Raw genomic sequence first — 23,099 nt, 5'->3', positions numbered from 1 at the left:
TAGGAAATCTTTATGAAAGACCGTGTTTCCCGCCTTGCCGCTTTGCGCCGTGAAATGGATATTTTCTCGGTGGATGGCTTTATTGTTCCGCGTAGTGATGAACATCAGGGTGAATATGTCGCTCCCTGTTCAGAACGATTGGCGTGGCTGACCGGGTTTACCGGATCGGCGGGATTGGCCCTTGTCTTGAGGGACCATGCGGCAGTTTTTGTGGATGGGCGTTATACCCTTCAGGCAGAAAAAGAAGTCGACGGGGCCTGTTTTGAACGCTGTCATATGACGGATAACCCGGCCTCAAATTGGCTTGAGAATCATTTAAGCAAGGGGATGGTTCTGTCTTATGACCCGTGGCTGCATACCGGACCGAGTCTACATCGTTTGAAACAGGCTTGCGAAAAGGTTGGGGCAACACTGGCCCCGGCCCCGCATAATTTTATTGATGCGATCTGGGCGGATCGACCGGAACCACCGCTCCATCCCATAACACCTCATGGGATTGAATTTGCCGGGCGTAGCCATGTGGATAAAAGGGCGCAGCTTGCCACACAGTTGGATCAGGAAAGTCAGGACGCAATGGTTTTAAGCCTACCCGATTCGATTGCATGGCTTTTTAATATTCGCGGCGGGGATATCCCCTGTACGCCGGTGGCGTTGGGTTTTGCGATTCTATATCGTGATGCAACGGCAGATTTGTTTATGGACCCTCGAAAAATTGATGAGGGTGTGTGTACACATCTGGGGGGTGATATTCGAATTCTGGACCCCAAAGCCCTGGCACAGAAACTGGATGAATTGAGCGCAAAGACCGTGCGCCTTGACGGGGCCAGCACGCCTTTGTGGATTTGTGAACGCCTGAAAAATGCAAAAGCGAATGTGGTGTTGGGCGATGATTTATGTGTCTTGCCCAAAGCCTGTAAAAATGATGTAGAAGTCAAAGGCATGCGTGCAGCGCATCGTCGTGATGGGGCTGTGATGGTTCGTTTCCTTCATTGGTTATCACAAAAACCTGCGGGGGATGACGTTAATGAACTGAGCGTTTCGCAAAAACTGGACGGATTGCGCGCAGAAGACGACCTGTTTTTTGATTACAGTTTCCCGACCATTTCCGGGGCGGGGGAAAACGGGGCAATTGTGCATTATCGTGTTTCGGAAGAAAGTTCGATTCCCCTGTCTGAAAACGGGCTTTATTTGGTGGATAGCGGGGGACAGTACCGCGATGGCACCACCGATATTACCCGTACGATCGTGCGCGGTGTGGCCAGTGCAGAAATGAAAGACCGTTTCACCCGTGTGTTAAAAGGCCATATCGCGCTGGGATCTACACGATTCCCCAAAGGGACGAATGGATCACAGTTGGATGTATTGGCCCGTCATGCGCTTTGGCAGGTCGGTTTGGATTATGATCATGGTACCGGGCATGGGGTCGGCAGTTTTTTGAATGTCCACGAAGGCCCGCAACGAATTTCTAAAATGCCGAGTAAAACCGCGCTGGATATCGGTATGGTGATTTCAAACGAACCGGGCTATTACAAAACGGGTGCCTTTGGGATTCGCTTGGAAAACCTGATTTGCGTGCGCCGTTGCGAGATGCAAAGCGAACGTGAGATGCTGGAATTTGAAAACCTGACCCTGTGTCCGTTTGATGTAAACGCGATTGAAGTTTCACTTTTATCGGAAGGCGAAATTCACTGGTTGAACAGTTATCACAAAAGGGTGCGAGACGAACTCACACCCTTGTTGGATCCGCAAGATGCGGCATGGCTGGCGCAGGCGACGAAGCCGCTTTAACGTGCGGCTTAACTTTTTACCTTGCGAATCATGGTGCCCGCGCCGTGTTCTGTGAAGATTTCCAGCAGAACGGCGTGGGGAACCCGACCATCCAGAATAACAGCCGCATTCACACCGGGATTTTCCAATGTGCTTTCAACGGCTTCCAGACAAGTTTCGATTTTCGGAATCATGCCGCCACTGATGGTGCCATCTTCGATCATGGCTCGGGCCTCAGTTGCATTCATTTCCTGAATCAGCTTACCGTTTTTGTCCAGAACACCGGCAATATCGGTCAGCATCAATAATCGTTTGGCATCAATTGCGGCGGCAATGGCACCGGCAGCCGTATCGGCATTGATGTTGTAGGTTTCCCCATTGGGGCCGGCCCCAATCGGTGCAATCACAGGAATGATATCTGATTCGAGAAAGCTATCCAGAATATGCGGGGTAATCACGGCAGGCTCGCCGACGAAACCGAGATCAAGAACGCGTTCAATATTGCTGTCCGGATCCTTTTTTGTGCGGTGCAGTTTGCGTGCTTCGATCAAATGCCCGTCTTTGCCCGATAATCCAACGGCAAAGCCGCCTGCTGCGTTGATATTGCCAACGATTTCCTTGTTGATGGAACCGGACAGAACCATTTCAACCACATCTACAGTGGCTTGATCTGTTACGCGCAAGCCGTCGACAAATTCACTTTCAACAGCCAGCCGGCTGAGCATCTTGCCGATTTGCGGGCCACCACCATGAACAACAACCGGATTAATGCCAACTTGTTTTAAAAGAACAATATCTTTTGCAAACAGTTTGGCCAGTTCCGGGTCGCCCATTGCATGCCCGCCGTATTTGACCACAACGGTTTCTCCGGCATAGCGTTGCATATAGGGCAAGGCTTCGGATAAGGTAACGGCGCGTGTCAGATAATCTTGTTCTGTCAGATTGGATGTGTCGAGTGTGGTCATAATGGATTGTAACCTTGGATCATAAACACTTAAACTTCGAACTGAGAAACCAGCCTTCCGATCGTAGCACGAACTTCTGGAATCCCGGTTCCTTTTTCGGAACTCGTCACCAGAATATCAGGATGTGCCGCCGGATGTTTAGCTAATTCTTTCGTAATATCGCTTAAATGTTTTTCAAGCTCGGATTTTTTGACTTTATCGGCCTTTGTGACAATGACTTGATAAGACATGGCGGCCGTGTCCATCATATCCATGACGGGGCGGTCGGTATTTTTGATCCCGTGGCGACCATCAATTAGAATAAAGGCACGACGCAGTTGCGGGCGACCGCGAAGATACGAAAAAACCACTTCCTGCCATTTTTTTACTTCACCGACTGGGGCTTTTGCATAGCCATAGCCCGGTTGGTCACAAAAAACTAAACGATCTTTAATATTGAAGAAGTTAAGCTGTTGTGTGCGCCCCGGTGTGCTGGATGTGCGTGCCAGATCCCGACGACCACATAATGCGTTGATCAGGCTGGATTTACCGACGTTGGAGCGACCGGCAAAACAAACTTCAACCGCGTTTGTGGAAGGAAGTTGTTCAAGTTGCGCTACCCCAAGCATAAAGTCGGCATGCTGGGCAAAAAGCCAGCGCCCGAATTCGATTTCTTCCGGTGTGAATTCTTCTGGATTTTCCATAATTTCCATCCATCTGTCTGGTGCGCAGAAGCATCACCGGGAGGTCAAAAAACTGGACCCCTGCACTGGGCAGGGGTCGGTTCGTTATGCTTTTTTCTGTTTTTCCATGCTTTTGGTAATCAGCCATTGCTGGGTGATGGACAGAACGTTGTTCCAGACCCAGTAGATGACCAGACCAGCGGGGAAACTTGCCAGCATGAAGGTGAAGATGACCGGTAGGAACATCATCATCTTGGCCTGCATCGGATCTGCCGGTTGCGGGTTCAGTTTTTGTTGCAGGAACATGGAAATCCCCATCAACAGCGGCCAAATACCAATCATCAACAATTGCGGCGGATCCCACGGGATCAGGCCAAACAGGTTGAAGATAGAAGTCGGGTCCGGTGCGGACAAATCCTGAATCCAGCCATAAAAAGGTGCATGGCGCATTTCAATGGAGACAAACAACACTTTATAAAGCGAGAAGAAAACCGGGATTTGGATCAAGATGGGCAAACAACCGGATGCCGGATTGGCTTTTTCACGCTTGTAAAGCGCCATCATCTCTTGGTTAAGGCGCTGTTTATCGTCGCCGAATTTCTTTTGCAGTTCTTTGATCTTGGGCGACAGTGTCTTCATTTTCGCCATAGAGCGATAAGACGTGCTGGCCAACGGATAGAATGCCGCTTTAATGCCGACGGTGAGGGCCAAAATAGCCAGACCGAAATTGCCCAAGTGGCTATAAAGCCAGGAAATAGCCAGGAAGAACGGCTTGGTAATGAAGAAGAACCAGCCAAAATCAATGGCAAGATCAAATTCAGGCACACCCAGACGTTCTTCATATTGAGTCAGAAGGTTGAGTTCTTTGGCACCGGCAAACAGGTTGCTTTTGAACGTGACGGTTTGACCGGGTTGCGCACTCAGTTTCGGGCCGAGATAATCAGCTTGGTACTTATCAATATTATCGGTGCGATAATGGCTGAAACGGTTATTGATGTTTGCTGTTTGATCAGGGATCAGGGCAGCGAGCCAGTATTTATCCGTAATGCCGATCCAACCGCCTTTGACAGGGTCGATTTTTTTGCTGCCGCTTTCTTGCAGGTCAGAATAATCAACTTCTTCGAGAACACCGTCAAATACGCCAAGCAGACCTTCATGCAAAATATAAAAACCACTGGTTTGCGGTGTGCCGGAGCGCGAAATCAAACCATAAGGATAAAGATCAACATTGGCAGGGCCTGTATTGGCAACAGAATCTTCGATGGAGAACAGATAATCGTTATCCAATGAAATTTTGCGGATGAAGAGAAGGCCCTCTTCATTGTCCCATGTCAGGGTGACACTGCCGCCAGCCTTCAGAATTTGGCTGTTGGTGGCCCAGACAGTATCTGTTGTGGGAACTTTGACATTGGGGGCTGACCAGCCAAATTCGGCATAGTAAGCGGCATCAAGTCCTTTGGGATTTAACAGCGTAATATAGGGGCTGTCTTCAGCCAGTTCTTCGCGGTATTCGGTCAGGGTTAAGTCGTCAATACGACCCCCTTGAACAGAGATGGACCCCTGAAGGTGCGAGGCATCAATTTTGATACGGGCGGAGGCATCCAGTTTTTCGCTGCGTGTGTTTGCCGCTTTTTTCGCTGCTTCAACTGCACCCCCCGGAATTTGCGGGGCAAATGAATTGTCCGAGGATTGTGCGCCACCAACGGATGGGGCGTTTGCTGTTTGCTCGGTGGATTGTGCCTCTTGTTGAACCGGTTGTTCTGCTGTCGGGAACAAGAACTGGAAGCCGAAAAGGATCGCGACTGACAACGCAATCGCTAAAATCATATTTTTCTGGTCATTCATCTTATGGCTTTACCCACCAAGGGACCCCTGCTAATTGAAACCGACCTTTTGTACAAGAGAAGTGTTACACGAAAAAGTCGATTTTAAACTCTTATGAATGGTGCGAATCGCACCCGCATGAACGCGATTCGGACTTGTGTGGAATCGGGTCATAACCTGACCCTCCCCACGGATGACAGCGTAAAATCCGCAGTAACCCCAGTTTCATCCCTTTAAAAGGACCAAAACGTTGAATGGCTTGCAAGGTATAATCCGAACAGGTGGGGCTATAGCGGCAGGTGCCGGGTAATATGGGCGAAATGCCATATTTATAGATCCAGACCGGAATTTTTACGATGTAAGCCAAAAAGGTCATTGCTTCCCTTTCGCCTTTTGCTCAGTGGTGGGGGTGTCGATATGAACACCTGTCCGCCAAAGTGCGGTCTTAAGATCTTTTTCCAGATCGGCAAAGGGCCGTGTCACGGTTTCCTTGCGACCGATCAGGACAAGATCGTAGCCGGAGCGGGCCTTTTTAAACAAGACAAGGTCAGCAATAGCTCGAAGACGCCTTCTTGCGCGATTGCGCTGTGGGGCGTTTCCGACTTTTTTGCTGACCGTAAATCCGATCCGAATATCCGGTTGCCCATCCGGAATCCCGCGTTCCGCATAGCGTTTGCTTATAGAAGACAAAGGCTGATTGCGTTTGCGGATTTGTAAGATCAGGCCGGGCGTTACCCATTTCTTTCGAGTCGCAGCGACTGAAAGAAATTCACGTCGTTTTTTGAGACGTGGAATAAGGGTCATACCCAACCAACCTTAACAGGACATGTCTAACATAAGTCTTATGCAGACAGACGCTTGCGGCCTTTGGCGCGGCGAGCGGCAAGAATGCGACGGCCGGCAACAGTAGCCATACGGCTACGGAATCCATGACGGCGTTTGCGAACAAGCTTGCTGGGCTGATACGTGCGTTTCACGGTTCAACTCCGAAAATCAGTTTAAAAAGAAAGTGAACGAGCCCGCTGTATAAGGCCATGTGTACCATTAGTCAACGGACTCATTGCGTTGAATGGTAAGAAAAATGTAATCGGGCGTTATTGGGATGCTTGGAATATTAATAAAAGAGTGGATTTTTTATATAAAATAATGCTATGTTGCAATGCAGCAATAAATGATGCGCTGCAATGAAAATGTCACAATTTTAATCTGAAATCGGGTTGCGCCCGGAGATATAAAGCAATAGTTTTATCTGTTTTGTATTTTTTGTGCGTAAACTGGTTGACGGTTGAAATATTTTAATAATATCTTCTCTATTCAGATAAGTTGGAATATCTAAAAAAAATAGACTAACCTGTTCCAACTTTGTTTATTGAGTAGTCCCGTATTGAGGGGTGTTGAGGTCGAATGCTATATCAGTTCTATGAATTCCAACATTCTGTCTGGTCGCCGTTTCGCCATGCAGCAGAAAAGATGGAAGAAGTCTTTCGTTCTCCTTTTATGCCTGTGTCTTATACGCCGATGGGGCGCGCGATTGCCGCAAGCTGCCATTTGTTTGAGCGTGTAACACGACGTTATATCAAACCGGAGTTTGGCTTACACAAAACCATAATCGATGGCGAAGAAGTCACGGTTGAGGAAGAAGTTGTTCTCCATAAACCGTTTTGCGAATTACTTCATTTTAAACGCGACGCAAAACGAAATGATCCCCGTGTGCTGCTTGTGGCCCCGATGTCGGGTCATTATGCGACTTTGTTGCGCGGTACAGTCGAAGCTTTGCTGCCTGATCATGATGTTTATATCACCGATTGGATCAACGCACGTGATGTCTGTACGTCACATGGCAATTTCAATCTGGATGATTTCATCGAATATATTATGTATTTCCTGCATCATCTGGGGCCGAACACCCATGTGATTGCCGTCTGTCAGCCGTCTGTTCCGGTTTTGGCTGCGGTTTCCCTGATGTCCGAAGATGATGATTATTGTGTGCCGTCTTCCATGACATTAATGGGCGGGCCGATTGATACGCGTGTTAATCCGACAGAAGTTAATAAACTGGCGGAAGAAAAAGATATCGAATGGTTTGAAAAAAGCGTTATTGCACAGGTTCCGGTCAACTATCCGGGCTTTATGCGCAATGTGTATCCGGGCTTTATGCAATTGACCGGCTTTATGTCCATGAATTTGGATCGTCATGTCGGGGCTCATTTGGACCTGTACAATCATTTGATTGAAGGCGATGGCGATTCGGCGGATCAGCATCATTCGTTTTATGACGAATATCTGTCTGTTATGGATTTGCCTGCCGAATTTTATTTGCAGACACTGAAAACGGTGTTTATGGATCATGCCTTGCCGTTAGATGACATGAACTGGCGTGACCGTAAGGTTCATCCGTCTGCCATTAAGAAAACTGCTCTTTTCACCCTTGAAGGGGAAAAGGACGATATCACCGGAAATGGCCAGACGGAGGCCGCACAGACCATCTGTACCAATATTCCGGGTGAGATGAAGAAACACACGTTGCACCCTAATGTGGGTCATTACGGTATTTTCAACGGACGTCGCTGGCGTACCGAGATTAAACCGATGGTGGCGGAATTTATCCGTCAGCATGATAAAGAATTGAAGAAGTAAATTTTCTTCATATATAGACTATGATAAAGGACGGGGGCGTCGCATTTATGCGAACGCCCTTTTTCTTATAAATTTGAGACGATAAATGAGCGAACAACCCTTCTGGAAAACAAAAAAACTCTCTGAAATGTCTTTGGATGAGTGGGAATCCCTGTGTGATAGCTGTGGTAAATGTTGTTTGCACAAGCTGGAAGACGAGGACACAGGCGAAGTTTGCTATACCAATGTGGCATGTCGATTGATGGATATTGATACTTGCCGATGCAGCCAGTATCAAATGCGCACCTTTCTGGTCCCTGACTGTGTGGAGCTTTTGCCACAAAATCTGGATAATCTGCACTGGCTCCCGTCCACCTGCGCGTACCGTTTGTTGCGTGATGGCAAAGATTTACCGGACTGGCATCCATTAAACACGGGTGATCCGCAAAGTGCGGTTAAGGCCGGTAAGTCCGTGGTTGGTAAATTTATCTCCGAAGATAAAGTCGATGGGGATCTGGAAGACTATATTGTCCACTGGCCGGAATAAATCTGTGTTGGAGGGGGGCGGTCTTATCCTGCGTTTTGTAAACCACCGGAAATAATGATTAAAGATGTCATCATGCTGATGATGATACCGAGAAAAAGTTCCAGTACGACGATCCCGACTGCGGCGCTTAGCGGGATGTACAGGATTTTTCTTGCCAAATGCCCGATCCAGATCAAACTCGCAAAAAGAAATCCAACAGATAGGGAAGAGGCCGCTTCCCAGCCGATCATGCCGCTGGCTTGGGCAAGGCCGATTAACAGATACATCATGTTGTACAGGCAACTTAGCCAGTTATAGGCGATGATAAAGGGCAGGTAATTTCCCGGCCGATCAATAAAGGTACAAATGCGTTCCATCAATATGGGAAAAGCCAGCCACGCCAGAATATACATTTCTGTATGGGCAACAAGATAGCGCACACCGTCAAATCTTTGCGGATCAAACCGGATGGCAATCAGCAATAAATAAAGCGGTGCGACAAGGGCAGCCCCCCAGTAAAGCGAGGACCAAAACCCCCGTACTCCGCCAACCATCATATGCGCGCCGCTGATATCCAGACGGACTAAGCGTCCGGCCCCGGCCAATCCATAAAAAAGGGTGCGCAGATCGATCATGAAACCTCGTTAAAATAATCGGTGAGAATGGTCTGGTAGATTTTGGTCAGGCTTTGTAAATCTTCCACCAGAACATTTTCGTCAACTTTATGCATGGTTTGGCCGACCAGACCAAATTCAGCCACGGTGCAGGAATGGGTGATAAAACGCGCATCGGACGTGCCGCCACTGGTGGATCGTTCGGGTTGAACCCCGGTGACTTTTTGGGTCGCTTTTTCGATCAAATCGGTGAGGATGTCTTGATCACTCATAAAACTTTCCCCGGAAATGCGAGTCTTTAAGCTGTAGTTGGTATCGACTTTGTCCAGCGTTTCGCGAATCCATTTTTCCAGTGACGCACCGGTATGGATATTGTTGTAGCGGATATTGAATTTGGCGGTTACTTCGCCGGGGATAACGTTTTCAACTTCGTTGCCGCAATCAATGGTCGTCAGTGACAGGCTGGATGGGTCAAAAAATTCGTTGCCGTTATCCAGTGGGTCAGCGATCAACGCCTCCAGCATTTTGACCAGACGGGGCAAGGGGTTGTCGGCGCGGTGCGGGTAGGCAACATGGCCTTGTGTGCCATGAACCGTCAGAATGGAATTGATGGATCCACGACGGCCCACTTTCATCATTTCGCCCATGCATTGCGGGTTGGTGGGTTCACCGACAAGGCAATGATCCATGACTTCGCCTTGTTCTTCCATCCATTCCAGGACTTTTTTCGTCCCGTTAATGGCGGGTCCTTCTTCATCCCCGGTAATCAGGAATGAAATGGATCCTTTAAAATGATCACCTTGTGCCTGAATGAAATTTTGGGCAGCTTCAACAAAGGCGGCAACCGCGCCTTTCATGTCGGCGGCCCCGCGTCCATAAAGGCGGCCCTCGTGGATTTCTGCACCGAACGGATCGAAAGTCCAACCGTTTTTATCACCTACTGGCACCACATCGAGATGCCCGGCAAAACAGAAATTGGGGGCTTGTGTGCCGAAACGGGCATAAAGATTCTCTACTCGTTCTGTCCCTTCTTCTTGAAAAGGCAGGCGATGGCAGGTGAAACCCATGCCTTCTAGTGTGGTTTGTAACAGATCGAAGACGCCTTCGTCCTTGGGGGTAACGCTGGGGCAGCGGATCAGGTCTTGGGCAAAGGAAACGGTCTCGATCATGGGAAGGCTCAATTCTTGAAAAATAGATGTTTTATAAACGTATATCGGCCCCACACTTAAAACAAGGTGGAGCCGATAAAAACTGTCTTTTTGAACAGGATGCGTGTGCTTAGTCGCGCAGCAGTTCGTTTACAGATGTTTTCGAACGTGTTTTTTTGTCCACACGTTTCACAATAACGGCACAGGCGAGGTTTGGACCCGGTTGACCATTAGGCAGCGCTTTGCCCGGCAAAGTGCCCGGTACCACCACGGAATAAGCCGGAACGCGACCATAGGTGACATCACCTGTTTCACGATCAACGATCTTTGTTGATTGACCAAGGAACACACCCATAGAAATAACGGAACCTTCTTCGACGATGACGCCTTCAGCAACTTCGGAACGCGCACCGATGAAGCAATTGTCTTCGATGATAACCGGACCAGCTTGCAGGGGCTCCAACACGCCGCCGATGCCTGCACCGCCGGAAATGTGAACGTTCTTACCAATTTGTGCACATGAACCAACCGTTGCCCATGTATCGATCATGGCGCCTTCATCCACATATGCGCCGAGGTTCAGGAAGGACGGCATTAAAACGGCATTCGGTGCGACGTAGGCAGAACGGCGAACCACACAGCCCGGAACAGCGCGAAAGGCCGCTTTGCGAAATTCTGCTTCACCCCAACCTTCAAACTTGCTGGGTACTTTGTCCCACCAGTTGGCGTTGACACCGGGGGCACCTGCGATTGTTTCCATGTCATTCAAGCGGAAAGACAGCAAAACAGCCTTTTTGGCCCACTGGTTGACGATCCAATCGGAACCTTGTTTTTCAGCAACGCGTAATTCGCCGCAGTCCAACATGTTGAGTGTTGTCTCAACAGCGTCGCGAATTTCGCCTTTTGTGTCGTAATTGATGCTGTCACGGTTTTCAAACGCGTTTTCAATTACGGATTCCAATTGTGCTTTCACCATCTGTTTTGCCTTTTTATGAGAACTTGAGAGAGATTTGGCGAGACAATGGAAAAATTGAGCGTTCCTGTCAAGTTTTAGAAACTATTTAAGTGCAGGGGTTGTGTTGCCATGTCATTTCGCTAAGCTGGGGCGTTGGTTAATTTTTGTGGCGTGGATCATACTTCCGGGCTTCATCTAAAGACGCCAATGTCTTTATACGAAAAAAGCAGGAGCCCTTCATGGCACAGTTAGAGCAAGGCCAAAAAGTCAAAATCGAAGTTACATTCACCATGCAGGATGGAACGGTCGTTCCCGCATCACCTCCGGGTGAGCCGCTTGAAATGGTGATCGGTCAGCAAACAGGATTTAAACCGATTGATGATGCGTTGGCTGAATTAAATGCAGATACACCATACAAAAAACATTTAAGTGCCGAAGACGCTTTTGGTCTGCCCGATCCGAATTTGATGATGGAAATACCGCGCAATCAGATCGAAAGTGAAGATGCGCTGGAACCCGGCATGTCCATGCAGATGCAGGACCCGAATGGCAATATCAGCGTGGCGATGATCCACGAGGTGACGGAAACGATTGTCCGTGTCGATGCCAATCATCCCTTGGCGGGTGAAAATCTTGATATGACGGTGACGCTCGTTGGCCTTGGCTAAACGCGCCTCTAGCATACAATATAAAATGGCTGTCTTTTTTAGAAAAGATGGCCGTTTTTTTTGCCTTAATTTCTTTTCGGGTGCTTGACAAAAATAAATACCTGATTATTTTACTCAGGATTAAAGAGGGGATTTTATCAATGCTCTATTAGACTAAAAGGTTACGTATAATGAAAAAAACGGAAAACTACAGATCTCACCATGCACAAATCCGAGTAATTTTATCAGATATTAAACATGGACTTGATTTAGATGCAGTCACGCAGCAACCGGAAAATATCACGGTTCATATCCGCCAGTTATTTGGCAAGTTCAGCACACATCTTGCCTTGGAAGATCGCGCGTTTTATCCGCGTGCCATTGCAAATGACAACGCAGCTCTCAGTTCAACCGCACGGAAGTTTCAGGAAGAAATGGGTGGACTGGGTGATCTTTTTCACGCCTATCGTCAAAAATGGCCGGGTCCGCTTGCGATCTCTAAAAATCCTGCTGATTTCATTACGGAAACCAACAATATCATTTCCTTATTGGAAAAACGTCTAGAACGTGAAGAAGGTGAACTTTACGTTCTTTATGACCGTTACGCGTGAGGGGATGAATATGCCTCATGCATCACTTTGTTTTGATGTATCCGGCGTCCAGGCGGCGATTGATAAAGGGGAATTCTTTCTCCTTTATCAGCCACGCTTTGATTTATATCGCCAGTGCATTTCGTCGGTGGAAGCGTTAGTTCGCTGGCATGATCCACAGTATGGAGTGGTGGGGCCAGACCTGTTTATTCCGGCGTTGGAAAAAAGCGGTGCAATCGTCAATTTGGGCCGTTGGGTTTTGGAAGAAAGCTGCCGCCAAGCCGCAAGCTGGAAAGCGCAAGGACGACCGATTTGCGTATCGGTCAATTTATCACCGGTTCAATGTCGGCCTGTTTTATTGAATGAATTACAAGACCTGTTAGTGCGATATGGTTTGCAGACATCCGATATCGAACTGGAAGTGACGGAAGGATTGTTTCTGTCTGCGGATTGTGTGCAGGTTTTGGAAAAACTGGTGGAAGCCGGGTTTCATATTGCGGTGGATGATTTTGGTACAGGGCATTCTGCTTTATTTGCCTTGCGTAAATTTAAGGCGAGAACCATCAAAATTGACAAAAGCTTTTTCAATGATGTACCGGGGGATTTGGATGCCTGCATTTTGCTGCGTGCCATTATTACCTTGGGACATAGTCTTGGCTTGAAAGTCGTCTGTGAAGGGGTTGAAGACCAGGACCAGCTTGAATTGGCTGAATTGTTTGGTGCCGATGAAATTCAAGGCTATGTCATTGCCCGCCCTATGCCTGCATCTGAAGTTGCGCACGAATTGTGTCATACGGACTTCTGTAAGAAAATGCCCCGAAAAGCTGCGTGATCAGGTCCGATGCGGGTAATGGATCAGGGTATGAACAACGGCTTTTGTCTTTGTTGGGTTGCGGTATCCGTGTGTACGGTCCCCGGCGAAACGAATGGATTGTCCCTGTTTAAGGTGATGCCATTGTCCGTCGCTTAAAATATCCAATTGCCCGGTTATAATACTGACAATTTCCATAACGCCGGGTTCGTGTGCCTCTGATATACGTTCATAACCGGGTAAAAATGTCAGTTCGAGAAATTCAAAACCAAAGGCCTGTTCAAAAGGAAAAAGCGGCGCGATCATCAACCCGTCTTCACCGGGATGTTGTCGAATGTTATCGGCGCTGCGGATAATGGTTTGGGTTTTCGTTTCAGGAACAGGTTCAATAAATGTGCTGAGGGAGACACCAAGCCCGGTTGCGATTTTCCATAAGGTTGCGACTGTCGGGCTGGATTCGCCGCGTTCGATCTGACCAAGCATGGCTTTGCTGACCCCGGTTTTTTCTGCTGTTTTATCCAGACTCAAGCCTTGAGTTTGACGCGTCAATTTCAGCGTTGTGGCAAGATGGTCTTTGGGATCAAACATGGAAAAGGGCCTCGTTGAATTGGGGCTTGTGCGTTATAACATACAAATGATATAGTCTCGTACGTTATAACGTACATTGTTGATTTTTGTAAAGTCCTTATCATGCGCTTTCCTTTCTCGTTCTCTCATATCACGGCGGGTTTTGTTGCTGTTTTAATCGGCTATACCAGTGCAGCCGCCCTTGTTTTTGAAGCCGCGCGTGCTGGTGGGGCAGGGCCGCTAGAGGCCGGATCATGGATGTGGGCCTTGGGGCTGGGGATGGGCATCAGTGGGATCGGGCTATCGATCTATTACAAAACACCGGTGATGATTGCCTGGTCTACACCCGGTGCGGCCTTGTTAATCACCAGTTTACCCGGTGTGGACCCGTCTCATGCTGTTGGTGCTTTCTTGTTTTCATCGGCTCTAATTACCCTATGTGGGATGACCGGATGGGTGGATCGTCTGATGGCTTTCATCCCCACCAGTTTGGCAACGGCTATGCTGGCGGGTGTCTTGTTACGCTTTGGTTTGTCGATTTTTCCGGCCTTTGCCCAGTCACAATTATTGGTCGGTGCAATGGTCGCGACCTATTTATTGGGGAAATGGCGGGCCAGCCGATATACGATTCCACTCACCTTTGCGGTTGGGGTGATTGTTGCCGTTCTTCAGCAGGATGTGATTTTATCTGATTTGGATGTGCGATGGACAATTCCTGTTTTCACCATGCCGTCATTTGATCTCAGTACATGGATCGGTGTGGGATTACCGTTGTTTATCGTGACGATGGCATCGCAAAACTTGCCGGGATTGGCGGTGTTGCGCGCCCATAATTATCACATTCCTGCATCCCCCTTAATCGGTTGGTCCGGGGGGATGGGATTAATCTTTGCGCCCTTTGGCGGATATGCCTTTAATCTGGCGGCAATAACGGCAGCCTTGTGCATGGGTGAAGATGTGGATAAAGACCCAACGCGCCGGTACTGGGCAGCAGTTTGGGCAGGTCTTTTTTATATACTGGCTGGTATTGTCGGGGTCAGTGTTGCCGGACTGTTTGCGGCCTTCCCCGCACCGATGATTGCGACGATTGCAGGATTGGCGTTATTGGGGACGATTGCCAACAGCTTGTCTGCGTCTTTAGGTGAAGCCTCAACGCGTGATTCTGCCATTTTGTGTTTTGTGATTACCGCGTCAGGCGCACAGTTTCTAACAATTGGAGCACCGTTTTGGGGCCTTGTTGTTGGCTTACTGGCTCATCATGTGATTGAAAAAAAGCGAGCATAAAAAAAGCCGCCTGATCAAAGAGATCGGCAGCTTTTTTAAAGTTATAAGATGGAGCGGGCGAAGAGATTCGAACTCTCGACCTAAACCTTGGCAAGGTTTCGCTCTACCCCTGAGCTACGCCCGCATAACACCTTATGCTACTTATTTTTAGAAGATGGAGCGGGCGAAGAGATTCGAACTCTCGACCTAAACCTTGGCAAGGTTTCGCTCTACCCCTGAGCTACGCCCGCTTAATCTTCCAAAATTTCCGGAGGGTTTGGCACTGCGAACAGTACCGCCGGAAGCGGGGCGCATAATATTAAAAGCTGAGGACATTGCAAGCTAAAAAATTCAAGAAAGTGAAATAATTTTGTGAATGTTGATTCTTGTGAAGAAATTGTCATGCTGGTGCTTTCATTCTTTTGAAAATAAATGTGGAAAAGCAGGCTCAATATAACGGACGAAATGATGGCTAAAACACCTCAAGATTTGTTTGATTGCTTACAGAGTTTGAAAATTGAAATCCAAACCTATCATCATCAGGCACTCAATACAGTGGCGCAAAGTCAGGCGTGGCGAAGTGATTTACCTGGCGCACATTGCAAAAATCTATTTTTAAAAGATAAAAAACAGGCATTGTGGCTTGTTGTGGCCCGACATAACGCCCAAATCGATTTAAAAGAATTAAAGAAAAAAATCGGTTCGGCACATTTGTCATTCGCTAAACCAGATTTATTGATGGATGTTTTGGGTGTACAGCCCGGATCGGTAACGCCGTTTGCTTTGATCAATGATCCAGAAAAACGTGTAACCTTGATTCTTGATTCGCACATGATGGCGCATGATTTGCTAAATTATCATCCTTTGAACAATGAAATGACAACAACGCTAAAGACGCAGGACTTCCGACGTTTTATTGAACATTGCGGGCACCCCTTTCAGGAAGTCGACCTTTGACTTATATGTCTTTGAAAGGCTAAAAGCCTATCAGATATAGTATTCCTTGCGGGCATGGCCTATGCTGGATAGCGAACGAACAGAGTGATAAACATGATTGTTGATGCAAATGCACCGATCGGTGCGAATGATTTGATTAAAGATACCACGACCGAAACTTTTATGGCCGATGTGGTCGAGGCGTCGCAGGACGTGCCGGTGCTGGTTGATTTCTGGGGACCGGACTGTCAGCCGTGTGAAACCCTGAAGCCGGTGCTGGAAAGCCTTGTGCGTTCCATGAACGGGGCGATCAAGCTGGTAAAGGTCAACGCACAGGAAGCCCAAGACATTGCCATGCAAATGCGTGTGCAGTCTGTTCCGACGGTTTTTTGCTTTAAGGGTGGTCGTCCGGTGGATGCTTTCCAAGGGGCCTTGCCGGAAAGTGAATTACGTAAATTCATTGAAAAACAAATTGATGGTGGTGGTTCACCGATTGCACAAGCACTGGCTCATGCCAAGGAATTGCTGGATGCAGGTGAAGCCGCAAACGCGCAAGAAGTGTATGTACAGATTTTGGAGCATGACCGTTCCAACCCGGAAGCTTGCGCCGGTGTGATGCGGACCCATGTGGCACTGGGCAATGTTGATAGTGCCCGCCAAATTGCGGACAATCTGCCCGATGAATTGAAAAAGAATGAACATATCGCCTCGGCAATTGCGATGATTGATTTAGCCGGTGCCGCGGACGTGGATACCAGCGAACTGGAAGCCAAATTGGCGGCAGATCCTAATGATCATCAGGCACGTTTTGATTTGGGGATGGCGCTTTATGGGGCAGGCCAGACCGAAGAAGGTTTGTTGCAGCTTCTTGAAATCGTCAGAAAAGATCGTACGTGGAATGAGGATGCCGCGCGTTTACAGATGTTAAAAATATTCGAGGCTGTAGGCTTGAGCGATCCGACGGTTATTAAGATACGTAAAAAACTAACCACAGTGTTGTTCTAATGGGTCCTATCTTACCTGAAATCCTGCCGCTTTTCCCCCTCAATGGTGCTTTGTTGCTGCCGCGTGGACAGCTGCCGCTTAATATATTTGAGCCACGTTATTTGACAATGGTGGAAGATGCACTGGGACTGGGACGGGCCATCGGCATGATCCAGCCTTGTTATGACGTGCCCGATCCGGTGCCGGATGCAACCGACCTTTATACGGTCGGTTGTATGGGGCGTATTGTTGAATTTCGGGAATTGGAAGACAGCCGTTTTCTGGTAACCCTTGCGGGGATTAGCCGTTTTAAGGTGGTGGAAGAACTGGATATTGAACGCGGTTATCGTCGTGCTAAGGCTGACTATGCCCCTTATGGAATCGATTTATCGGAAAATCAGGCACCTGTGGATCGGGATGCATTGCTGATGGGCTTGCGCCATTTTCTGGATATTAGCGACGGGGCCGGCGGTACGGAAATGCTGGATGTTAACTGGGATGCGCTGGAACAGGCACCGGATGAAGATCTGGTCAATGCCTTGTCGATGCTCGGACCGTTCGAAGCACGTGAAAAACAGGCCCTGTTGGAAGCTGTAAGCTTGACGGAACGTGCTGAAACCCTCATTACAATGATGTCGATGGCGGCTTTGTCCAACGAGGACGGGTCGTCTGGTCATGCCTAACTCATAAAAGGTAAAAGAAAATGTCGAATCCTGCTGTTGATCCTAAATTGTTGGAAGTTCTGGTCTGTCCGATTACCAAAGGTCCGTTGCGCTATGATGCAGATGCACAGGAACTGATCAGCGACCAAGCCCAGTTGGCGTTTCCGATCCGTGAAGGGATTCCGATTATGTTGGCCGAAGAAGCCCGCCAGCTTGATGAGGCATCCTGATGTCGAGCGAAGATAACGGCACACCTGCGGTAACGGAACTGCGCATCCGCAAGGAAGAAAAGCTCTTGGTCGTATCATTTGCCAATGGGGAGTCTTTTGAATTACCTGCCGAGCTTTTGCGCGTGGAAAGCCCGTCTGCCGAAGTACAAGGCCATAGCCCGGCAGAAAAAAAGATTATCCCCGGTCGCCGTCATGTCGGCATTATCGGTGCGGAACCTGTCGGCAATTACGCCGTCAAACTGACCTTTGATGATTTACACGATAGCGGCATTTATACATGGAGTTATCTATACGAGTTGGGCGAGAATATGAACGAGGTTTGGGACAATTATGTCACCAACCTTGAGGCGGCAGGTCTCAGCCGCGACCCATAATACCAAAGCCGTTTTTTTGAGATTAAGAGAATAAAGCCACTTGGCTCAGTTTAAGTCAGGTGGCTTTTTTATGTACGGATACGGTCCTTGGGTAAGGTGATGATGACTTCTGTTCCGATACCGGGTTCACTTTCAATATTCAATGTGCCGTTATGCATTTCAAGCAGATTATGGGCCAGCGGCAGGCCAAGACCTGTGCCTTCGTATTGACGGGCTAAGGAAGATTGAACTTGAGCAAAAGGTGTCAAGGCGATCTTTATTTCTTCTTGGTTCATGCCAATTCCGCTATCTTTTATGCGAATTTCAATGTCACCAAGATTATTTATGGCGCTTGAAATAGAAATTTGTCCGGATTCATGGGTGAATTTAGCCGCATTGCTCAAAACATTTAAAAGAACTTGTTTGATCCGACGTTCATCACCGTAAATAAGAGGTAGACGAGTATTATCAAAATTTATTTTTAAGCTTTTTTGTTCGATAATCGGATGAAGCATACGTAGCGAGTCTTCAAGGGTCTGCGGTAGGTCAAACTCAGCTTCATTGATATCAAATTCACCAGATCCGATCCGGGCGACATCCAATACATCGTTGATTAACGTTAGAAGATGCTGACCGGAATTATGGATGTCATCGGCATAATGGGCGTAAGTGACCGGTTGAATTGGGCCATACATTTCATTTTTCATCACATCGGAAAAACCGATAATCGCATTCAACGGAGTGCGCAACTCGTGGCTCATATTGGCGAGGAAATCGGACTTGGCTTTATTGGACATTTCTGCACGTTCCAAAGCCAGTTTGTTTTCTTCAAGTAATTCTTGCAGGCTTTCCGTCATATTATTGACGGAGTTTGCGAGTTCTCCCATCTCATCGCGACTGTCAACTGTTGCCCGCACACTGAGATTACCGTCTTGGATTTTACGCAATGATCCAATTAGTTTTGTAATGCGCGCACTTAAGACACTCGCCATCCAAATGGCGATAATAATTACGATGATGACCATAATTGCAGTATATACAGTCAGTTCAGTTGCTGTCTGCGCAATCGAGTCGCGCAAATGGTCCAGCAGTCGTTTTTCCTGTACGCGTGTTTTGGTGTCCTGCGCATCAATCAGTTTATCAAGGGAGGCTTTTGTTTCGTTGGCAGCACGGTGGAATTCATCCACGTTTGCCCCGATTGTGACGAACCCAAAGCCGCGTTTTGTGTCGCCGTATTGTCCCGTGTAATAGGGTATTGCGGCGGCAGTGGTGAGTTTCCAAAGCTTGCTCCAGAAAATAACAAAAGAGCCGGAACCGCCTTCTTCCGTTAAATTCCACCAACCGGCACATTGTGGGGCGAAATTTAGGTAACGGCAATCCAGACTGATCTTACCTTGCTTGATAAGATCAAGGGAAGGACGGCTTTCTCCTGGTTTATAAAACTGAGGGGCTGCTTTTTTGAAGTCTGCAAATGATTTTCCGCTGGCTTGCCAGTCGTTATACAAATCTTGAGAGAGCCACGGGACAGTCTGTTCGCCGGTTTCCGGGTCATATCCCACAATAAAATAATCACGGGGGTGGGAAATATTGCGTCCTTTATGATCCCACATGAAGGCATAGTTACCGCTGGATGCATCTGAGATATCGCTATAGCGTTCTTCCGTTGGCACGATATGGTCGGTAAATTCCATAATATGCGCATGATCAAGAGCTAGGCTGACATACCCGACCTTGCGGCCATCGCGCATAACAGGGGTTACCCAGCGTACAATTGCGCGAAACCGTTTACCCAGTGGATTTTCCTTGCCAGCGTAAGCCGATGTTTCCGGCTCAAATGGAATGCCGGCTTTTTTTGTGCTGGCTTTGGTATAGGGGCCGATGACTTTGGACGGAACATAAGCACCGATTACGTCGGAAACGTATATGTCACCTGCTTTTAGTTCTGTCAGCTTGTTAAAGTATGTTTCTGCTTTTAAAAATGTGTTTTGGCGGTTGGACACATTTGTTTTGTTTGTATTCAGGAAATCACCGTTTGTGACTTTGACAATTTCCTGACCATCCAAACCGATAAAGGTCATTTCAAGATAAAGAGGTGTGCGTTGTGTCCAGCGCGGGCCATTGGAGGTGCGAGAGTGAAAATCCTTCGCGTTCTTTTTAATCTTGGCTGTACGGGTCGCTTTTTCATTATTGTCGGGGGTTGCCGGGCGCCAGCTATCTGTCTCAGGGTCTAGTATCCAAGGCTCATGTGTGGTCAGATATCGTGTGCGGTTGTTGAGAAACTCACGATAAGTGCTTTCATCTGGGCTTAGGTTTGCGGCAAAAAGAACTTCACTGTCCCTATCATATAGAAAACGGGCCACATTCAGGGCTGTATCTGTGGTCAAGCGTTCGATGGCTTCGCGTGCTTTGATATCAAGAGCACGTACGGTATCGGCAACGGCAAGTTCACCGGCGCCTTCCACCGTTTTACGCATTTCTGCACTAATGGATTGGCTTTGCTCAATCGCAGATTTTCCAAAAGACTGAATCGCTTCCCATGCGACACTGCCAAGGAGGACTAAGGGGATGATTTTAATAATTAAAAAGATGGAAATAAGTTTTCCACGGATTCCCAGTGACATCTGCATTCTCGACCATAAAAGGATAGGGCGTTTATTTTTACTCTATTTTTAGTTTTGTTGTCATTATATAGGAAATCTTCCCCCTTGCACATAATTAACCTGTAAGACTATGTAATATAAAAGCCGGGAAATATTGGAAGAGACATATGATTGATCGTTTACCACTCTGGTTACGCCAGAAGTTTGCTATTTTCTCCTTTTCACAAGGTGCGGGGGCTACGAATAAGATGAAGCTTGGATTGCGCGTGTTGTCTCTTCTGCTTGTGTTTGCCTTGCTCTATTACCCGGTAGGGATGATGGTCGTTCATAAAATAGATGATCAAATCCCGTTGGATGTGGATGTGCAACCGGGACAAAGCCGCAGTGTGGCGATTGCGGCACGATTGATCCAACGTGAAACCGACATTCATCCGTGGGTGGCGAATGATCCTTGGTTCTTGCCAGGGGCGGCTTTGGACAATATGCCGAATTTTCAGCAAGGGATTGTTTATGCCTTGTCACGTTTTGCCATTGAAATGAGCGACCAGATCGGACGGACACGGGGATCATCTGAAGTGGATAGCGACTTGGATAAAGCGGCTGGTCTGTTGAAATATGCCGGGGATGTTTGGGTGTGGGATTTCAGTGTCTCATTGGCTCCGACGGCACCATCTGATTCACAATATCGGGCGGCAAGACGCAGCTTGATTTCCTATAATGATCGATTGGCGCGGGGCGAAGCTACGTTTGATACGCGGGCGGATAATTTGCAAACGACGCTGGAACGGATCGCGGCCGACTTGGGGTCCGGGTCCGCCGTGATTGATACCTATATTCTGGAGAATTCCGGCTCTATCATCGATTTTCATGCAGACGATATTTATTATCGCAATAAGGGACGGCTTTATGCCTATTACCTGTTGCTGGAAGCTATGCGTACAGACTTCAAAGATGTCATAGGTGAAAAGGATGTGATAAAGGCATGGGATCAGATGTTACAGTCTTTGAAAATTGCAGCCAGTGCTCAGCCTCTTGTCGTTATTAATGGCGACCCGGATAGCTTTTGGCGCCCCAGCCACCTGACATCACAAGGCTTTTACCTATTGCGTGCCCGTACTCAATTAAAAGAGGTTGCGAATATCTTGTTGAAGTAAGCGTAAAAGCAGGGCACCATACGATCATGGTAGAAAGTAGAGAAATACGCGAACGGGTCTTTTTAGTCGTTGTTGATAACAGCGAAGAGGTCCACGTGGCCCTGAGATTCGCAGCAAAAAGGGCGGAACATTCCGGCGGACGGGTCGCGTTGTTATACGTGATTGAACCAACGGAATTTCAACATTGGATGTTTGTTGGTACCTTAATGGCTGAAGAAGCCCGCGAGGCAGCCGAAGGCGCGATCGGCGGGTTCTCAAAGATTGTGCAGGAATTAACCGGTGAAATGCCGGTTGTTTATATTCGCGAAGGTGAACGTCAGACCGAATTGATGAAACTGTTAAAAGAAGAACCCAGTATTTCATTGCTGGTTTTGGCTGCTGCTGATTCTGCGGATGGGCCGGGACCGCTGGTTTCATCGCTGACAGGGGATATGGTTGGTGGGTTGCCTGTCCCGATTACGGTGGTTCCGGGAACACTTTCTGATGAAGATATTGACCGAATTACCTGATCAAATATAATATCCGACAAAATTACTGGGTTTTTAACTCTTGACCTTTTGGCAAAATCGGACCATTTAAGGGACAAGAAAAATGTATCTACTGGAAAGGTATTTTCACCATGTTCATTCAAACCGAAGCCACGCCGAACCCATCAACGTTAAAATTCATTCCTGAACAAACAGTTATGGCGCAAGGCACAGCAAATTTTAATGACAAGGATGCCGCAGCCCGTTCGCCGTTGGCACAGCGTCTTTTCGGTGTTGATGGTGTGGACAGCATCTTTTTGGGGTCTGACTTCATTACAGTAACCAAGCAGGAAGACAAAGACTGGCAAGTGTTAAAGCCGATGATTTTGGAAGCGTTGATGAATCATTTCAGCTCCGGTGAAGCGATTGTACAAGATGGTGACAATACGGCAGAACAAACGGGTGATGATGATGAGATTGTCACACAGATTAAAGAATTGCTCGAAACACGTGTTCGCCCGGCTGTTGCACAAGACGGTGGCGATATCATTTTTCATAAATTCGAAGAAGGTATTGTTTACTTGACGATGATGGGCGCTTGTTCAGGCTGTCCCAGTTCCAGTGCGACATTGAAACACGGCATTGAAAACATGCTGCGTTATTATGTCCCGGAAGTATTGGAAGTTCGCGAAGCCGTATAAGTCAAATATAGATTTTTAAAAAAAGGTGTCTGAGGTGTTTCAGGCACCTCAGGTTAT

The 23,099-nt window shown here is 47.8% G+C and carries 26 protein-coding genes and 2 tRNA genes; 15 read left to right on the top strand and 13 right to left on the bottom strand.

Annotation, left to right across the window (positions count from 1 at the left end):
• Window positions 1–12 precede the first annotated feature (12 nt).
• A complete protein-coding gene (locus tag ACI0FF_RS00535) occupies window positions 13–1,788 on the top strand; it encodes an aminopeptidase P family protein (protein ID WP_419798217.1) in 1,776 nt (591 codons plus the stop codon).
• Between the two features lie 8 nt (window positions 1,789–1,796).
• Here the strand turns inward: ACI0FF_RS00535 and argB are convergent, their stop codons facing one another.
• From argB to rpmH, 6 genes are all read right to left on the bottom strand, one after another.
• The gene (gene argB / locus ACI0FF_RS00530; RefSeq protein ID WP_419798216.1) at window positions 1,797–2,732 is read right to left on the bottom strand and encodes an acetylglutamate kinase; all 936 of its coding nucleotides are present in this window, start codon (window positions 2,730–2,732) and stop codon (window positions 1,797–1,799) included.
• A gap of 29 nt (window positions 2,733–2,761) precedes the next feature.
• On the bottom strand, window positions 2,762–3,415 hold the full coding sequence (yihA, locus tag ACI0FF_RS00525) for a ribosome biogenesis GTP-binding protein YihA/YsxC (RefSeq protein WP_419798215.1): 654 nt from the start codon (window positions 3,413–3,415) through the stop codon (window positions 2,762–2,764).
• An 84-nt stretch (window positions 3,416–3,499) separates the two neighbouring features.
• Window positions 3,500–5,239, bottom strand: a complete 1,740-nt coding sequence (yidC, locus tag ACI0FF_RS00520) for a membrane protein insertase YidC (RefSeq protein ID WP_419798214.1) — start codon at window positions 5,237–5,239, stop codon at window positions 3,500–3,502.
• Between the two features lie 91 nt (window positions 5,240–5,330).
• On the bottom strand, window positions 5,331–5,594 hold the full coding sequence (yidD, locus tag ACI0FF_RS00515; RefSeq protein WP_417819378.1) for a membrane protein insertion efficiency factor YidD: 264 nt from the start codon (window positions 5,592–5,594) through the stop codon (window positions 5,331–5,333).
• The gene (rnpA, locus tag ACI0FF_RS00510) at window positions 5,591–6,022 is read right to left on the bottom strand and encodes a ribonuclease P protein component (RefSeq protein WP_419798213.1); all 432 of its coding nucleotides are present in this window, start codon (window positions 6,020–6,022) and stop codon (window positions 5,591–5,593) included. Before rnpA ends, yidD begins: the two co-directional genes overlap by 4 nt.
• 38 nt (window positions 6,023–6,060) lie before the next feature.
• Entirely contained in the window at window positions 6,061–6,195 is a 135-nt protein-coding gene (rpmH, locus tag ACI0FF_RS00505) for a 50S ribosomal protein L34 (protein WP_188660720.1), read from the bottom strand.
• Between the two features lie 427 nt (window positions 6,196–6,622).
• Between rpmH and ACI0FF_RS00500 the strand changes: the two genes are divergently transcribed.
• Window positions 6,623–7,855, top strand: a complete 1,233-nt coding sequence (locus ACI0FF_RS00500) for a polyhydroxyalkanoate depolymerase (protein WP_419798212.1) — start codon at window positions 6,623–6,625, stop codon at window positions 7,853–7,855.
• An 85-nt stretch (window positions 7,856–7,940) separates the two neighbouring features.
• Window positions 7,941–8,381 (top strand): YcgN family cysteine cluster protein, encoded by a 441-nt coding sequence (locus ACI0FF_RS00495; RefSeq protein ID WP_188660714.1) that lies wholly within the window; start codon window positions 7,941–7,943, stop codon window positions 8,379–8,381.
• 23 nt (window positions 8,382–8,404) lie between these two features.
• Here the strand turns inward: ACI0FF_RS00495 and ACI0FF_RS00490 are convergent, their stop codons facing one another.
• The 3 genes from ACI0FF_RS00490 to dapD all read right to left on the bottom strand — a co-directional run bounded on the left by ACI0FF_RS00490 (window position 8,405) and on the right by dapD (window position 11,098).
• Window positions 8,405–8,995: a hypothetical protein gene (locus tag ACI0FF_RS00490; protein ID WP_419798211.1), complete on the bottom strand. Its 591-nt coding sequence runs from the start codon at window positions 8,993–8,995 to the stop codon at window positions 8,405–8,407.
• Entirely contained in the window at window positions 8,992–10,143 is a 1,152-nt protein-coding gene (dapE, locus tag ACI0FF_RS00485; RefSeq protein ID WP_419798210.1) for a succinyl-diaminopimelate desuccinylase, read from the bottom strand. Before dapE ends, ACI0FF_RS00490 begins: the two co-directional genes overlap by 4 nt.
• 109 nt (window positions 10,144–10,252) lie before the next feature.
• Window positions 10,253–11,098, bottom strand: a complete 846-nt coding sequence (gene dapD / locus ACI0FF_RS00480; RefSeq protein ID WP_419798209.1) for a 2,3,4,5-tetrahydropyridine-2,6-dicarboxylate N-succinyltransferase — start codon at window positions 11,096–11,098, stop codon at window positions 10,253–10,255.
• A gap of 218 nt (window positions 11,099–11,316) precedes the next feature.
• Between dapD and ACI0FF_RS00475 the strand changes: the two genes are divergently transcribed.
• From ACI0FF_RS00475 to ACI0FF_RS00465, 3 genes are all read left to right on the top strand, one after another.
• Entirely contained in the window at window positions 11,317–11,745 is a 429-nt protein-coding gene (locus tag ACI0FF_RS00475; protein ID WP_419798208.1) for an FKBP-type peptidyl-prolyl cis-trans isomerase, read from the top strand.
• A 170-nt stretch (window positions 11,746–11,915) separates the two neighbouring features.
• Window positions 11,916–12,335: a hemerythrin domain-containing protein gene (locus ACI0FF_RS00470; protein ID WP_419798207.1), complete on the top strand. Its 420-nt coding sequence runs from the start codon at window positions 11,916–11,918 to the stop codon at window positions 12,333–12,335.
• A 10-nt stretch (window positions 12,336–12,345) separates the two neighbouring features.
• Complete coding sequence (locus ACI0FF_RS00465; RefSeq protein ID WP_419798206.1) at window positions 12,346–13,146, top strand: EAL domain-containing protein; 801 nt, start codon at window positions 12,346–12,348, stop codon at window positions 13,144–13,146.
• Here ACI0FF_RS00465 and ACI0FF_RS00460 read toward each other — a convergent pair whose 3' ends face one another.
• The gene (locus tag ACI0FF_RS00460) at window positions 13,147–13,713 is read right to left on the bottom strand and encodes a helix-turn-helix domain-containing protein (protein WP_419798205.1); all 567 of its coding nucleotides are present in this window, start codon (window positions 13,711–13,713) and stop codon (window positions 13,147–13,149) included. It abuts the gene before it with no gap.
• A gap of 102 nt (window positions 13,714–13,815) precedes the next feature.
• Here ACI0FF_RS00460 and ACI0FF_RS00455 point away from each other — a divergent pair, with 102 nt between their 5' ends.
• A complete protein-coding gene (locus ACI0FF_RS00455; RefSeq protein WP_419798204.1) occupies window positions 13,816–14,976 on the top strand; it encodes a benzoate/H(+) symporter BenE family transporter in 1,161 nt (386 codons plus the stop codon).
• A gap of 49 nt (window positions 14,977–15,025) precedes the next feature.
• Here the strand turns inward: ACI0FF_RS00455 and ACI0FF_RS00450 are convergent.
• Both ACI0FF_RS00450 and ACI0FF_RS00445 read right to left on the bottom strand, forming a co-directional pair.
• Window positions 15,026–15,100, bottom strand: a tRNA-Gly gene (locus ACI0FF_RS00450).
• Window positions 15,101–15,131: 31 nt separating this feature from the next.
• A tRNA-Gly gene (locus ACI0FF_RS00445) sits at window positions 15,132–15,206 on the bottom strand.
• A gap of 217 nt (window positions 15,207–15,423) precedes the next feature.
• Here ACI0FF_RS00445 and ACI0FF_RS00440 point away from each other — a divergent pair.
• The 5 genes from ACI0FF_RS00440 (at window position 15,424) to ACI0FF_RS00420 (ending at window position 18,141) form a co-directional block, all read left to right on the top strand.
• Entirely contained in the window at window positions 15,424–15,912 is a 489-nt protein-coding gene (locus tag ACI0FF_RS00440; RefSeq protein WP_419798203.1) for a prolyl-tRNA synthetase associated domain-containing protein, read from the top strand.
• 93 nt (window positions 15,913–16,005) lie between these two features.
• A complete protein-coding gene (locus tag ACI0FF_RS00435; protein ID WP_419798202.1) occupies window positions 16,006–16,896 on the top strand; it encodes a tetratricopeptide repeat protein in 891 nt (296 codons plus the stop codon).
• Window positions 16,896–17,558 (top strand): LON peptidase substrate-binding domain-containing protein, encoded by a 663-nt coding sequence (locus ACI0FF_RS00430; protein WP_419798201.1) that lies wholly within the window; start codon window positions 16,896–16,898, stop codon window positions 17,556–17,558. Before ACI0FF_RS00435 ends, ACI0FF_RS00430 begins: the two co-directional genes overlap by 1 nt.
• A 20-nt stretch (window positions 17,559–17,578) precedes the next feature.
• A complete protein-coding gene (locus ACI0FF_RS00425; protein ID WP_419798200.1) occupies window positions 17,579–17,767 on the top strand; it encodes a Trm112 family protein in 189 nt (62 codons plus the stop codon).
• On the top strand, window positions 17,767–18,141 hold the full coding sequence (locus tag ACI0FF_RS00420) for a gamma-butyrobetaine hydroxylase-like domain-containing protein (RefSeq protein WP_419798199.1): 375 nt from the start codon (window positions 17,767–17,769) through the stop codon (window positions 18,139–18,141). Before ACI0FF_RS00425 ends, ACI0FF_RS00420 begins: the two co-directional genes overlap by 1 nt.
• Before the next feature lie 68 nt (window positions 18,142–18,209).
• Here the strand turns inward: ACI0FF_RS00420 and ACI0FF_RS00415 are convergent, their stop codons facing one another.
• A complete protein-coding gene (locus ACI0FF_RS00415; RefSeq protein WP_426857469.1) occupies window positions 18,210–20,741 on the bottom strand; it encodes a sensor histidine kinase in 2,532 nt (843 codons plus the stop codon).
• 146 nt (window positions 20,742–20,887) lie between these two features.
• Here ACI0FF_RS00415 and ACI0FF_RS00410 point away from each other — a divergent pair, with 146 nt between their 5' ends.
• The 3 genes from ACI0FF_RS00410 (at window position 20,888) to ACI0FF_RS00400 (ending at window position 23,042) form a co-directional block, all read left to right on the top strand.
• Window positions 20,888–21,874 (top strand): DUF2333 family protein, encoded by a 987-nt coding sequence (locus ACI0FF_RS00410; RefSeq protein WP_419798198.1) that lies wholly within the window; start codon window positions 20,888–20,890, stop codon window positions 21,872–21,874.
• Window positions 21,875–21,900: 26 nt separating this feature from the next.
• The gene (locus ACI0FF_RS00405) at window positions 21,901–22,383 is read left to right on the top strand and encodes a universal stress protein (protein ID WP_419798197.1); all 483 of its coding nucleotides are present in this window, start codon (window positions 21,901–21,903) and stop codon (window positions 22,381–22,383) included.
• A 110-nt stretch (window positions 22,384–22,493) separates the two neighbouring features.
• On the top strand, window positions 22,494–23,042 hold the full coding sequence (locus tag ACI0FF_RS00400; RefSeq protein ID WP_419798196.1) for a NifU family protein: 549 nt from the start codon (window positions 22,494–22,496) through the stop codon (window positions 23,040–23,042).
• The last annotated feature ends 57 nt before the right edge of the window (window positions 23,043–23,099 follow it).

It is taken from the genome of Terasakiella sp. 4MB5A (assembly GCF_050058155.1).
GTDB lineage: Bacteria > Pseudomonadota > Alphaproteobacteria > Rhodospirillales > Terasakiellaceae > Terasakiella > Terasakiella halodenitrificans.
This window is presented reverse-complemented; position numbering and strand designations above follow the sequence as displayed.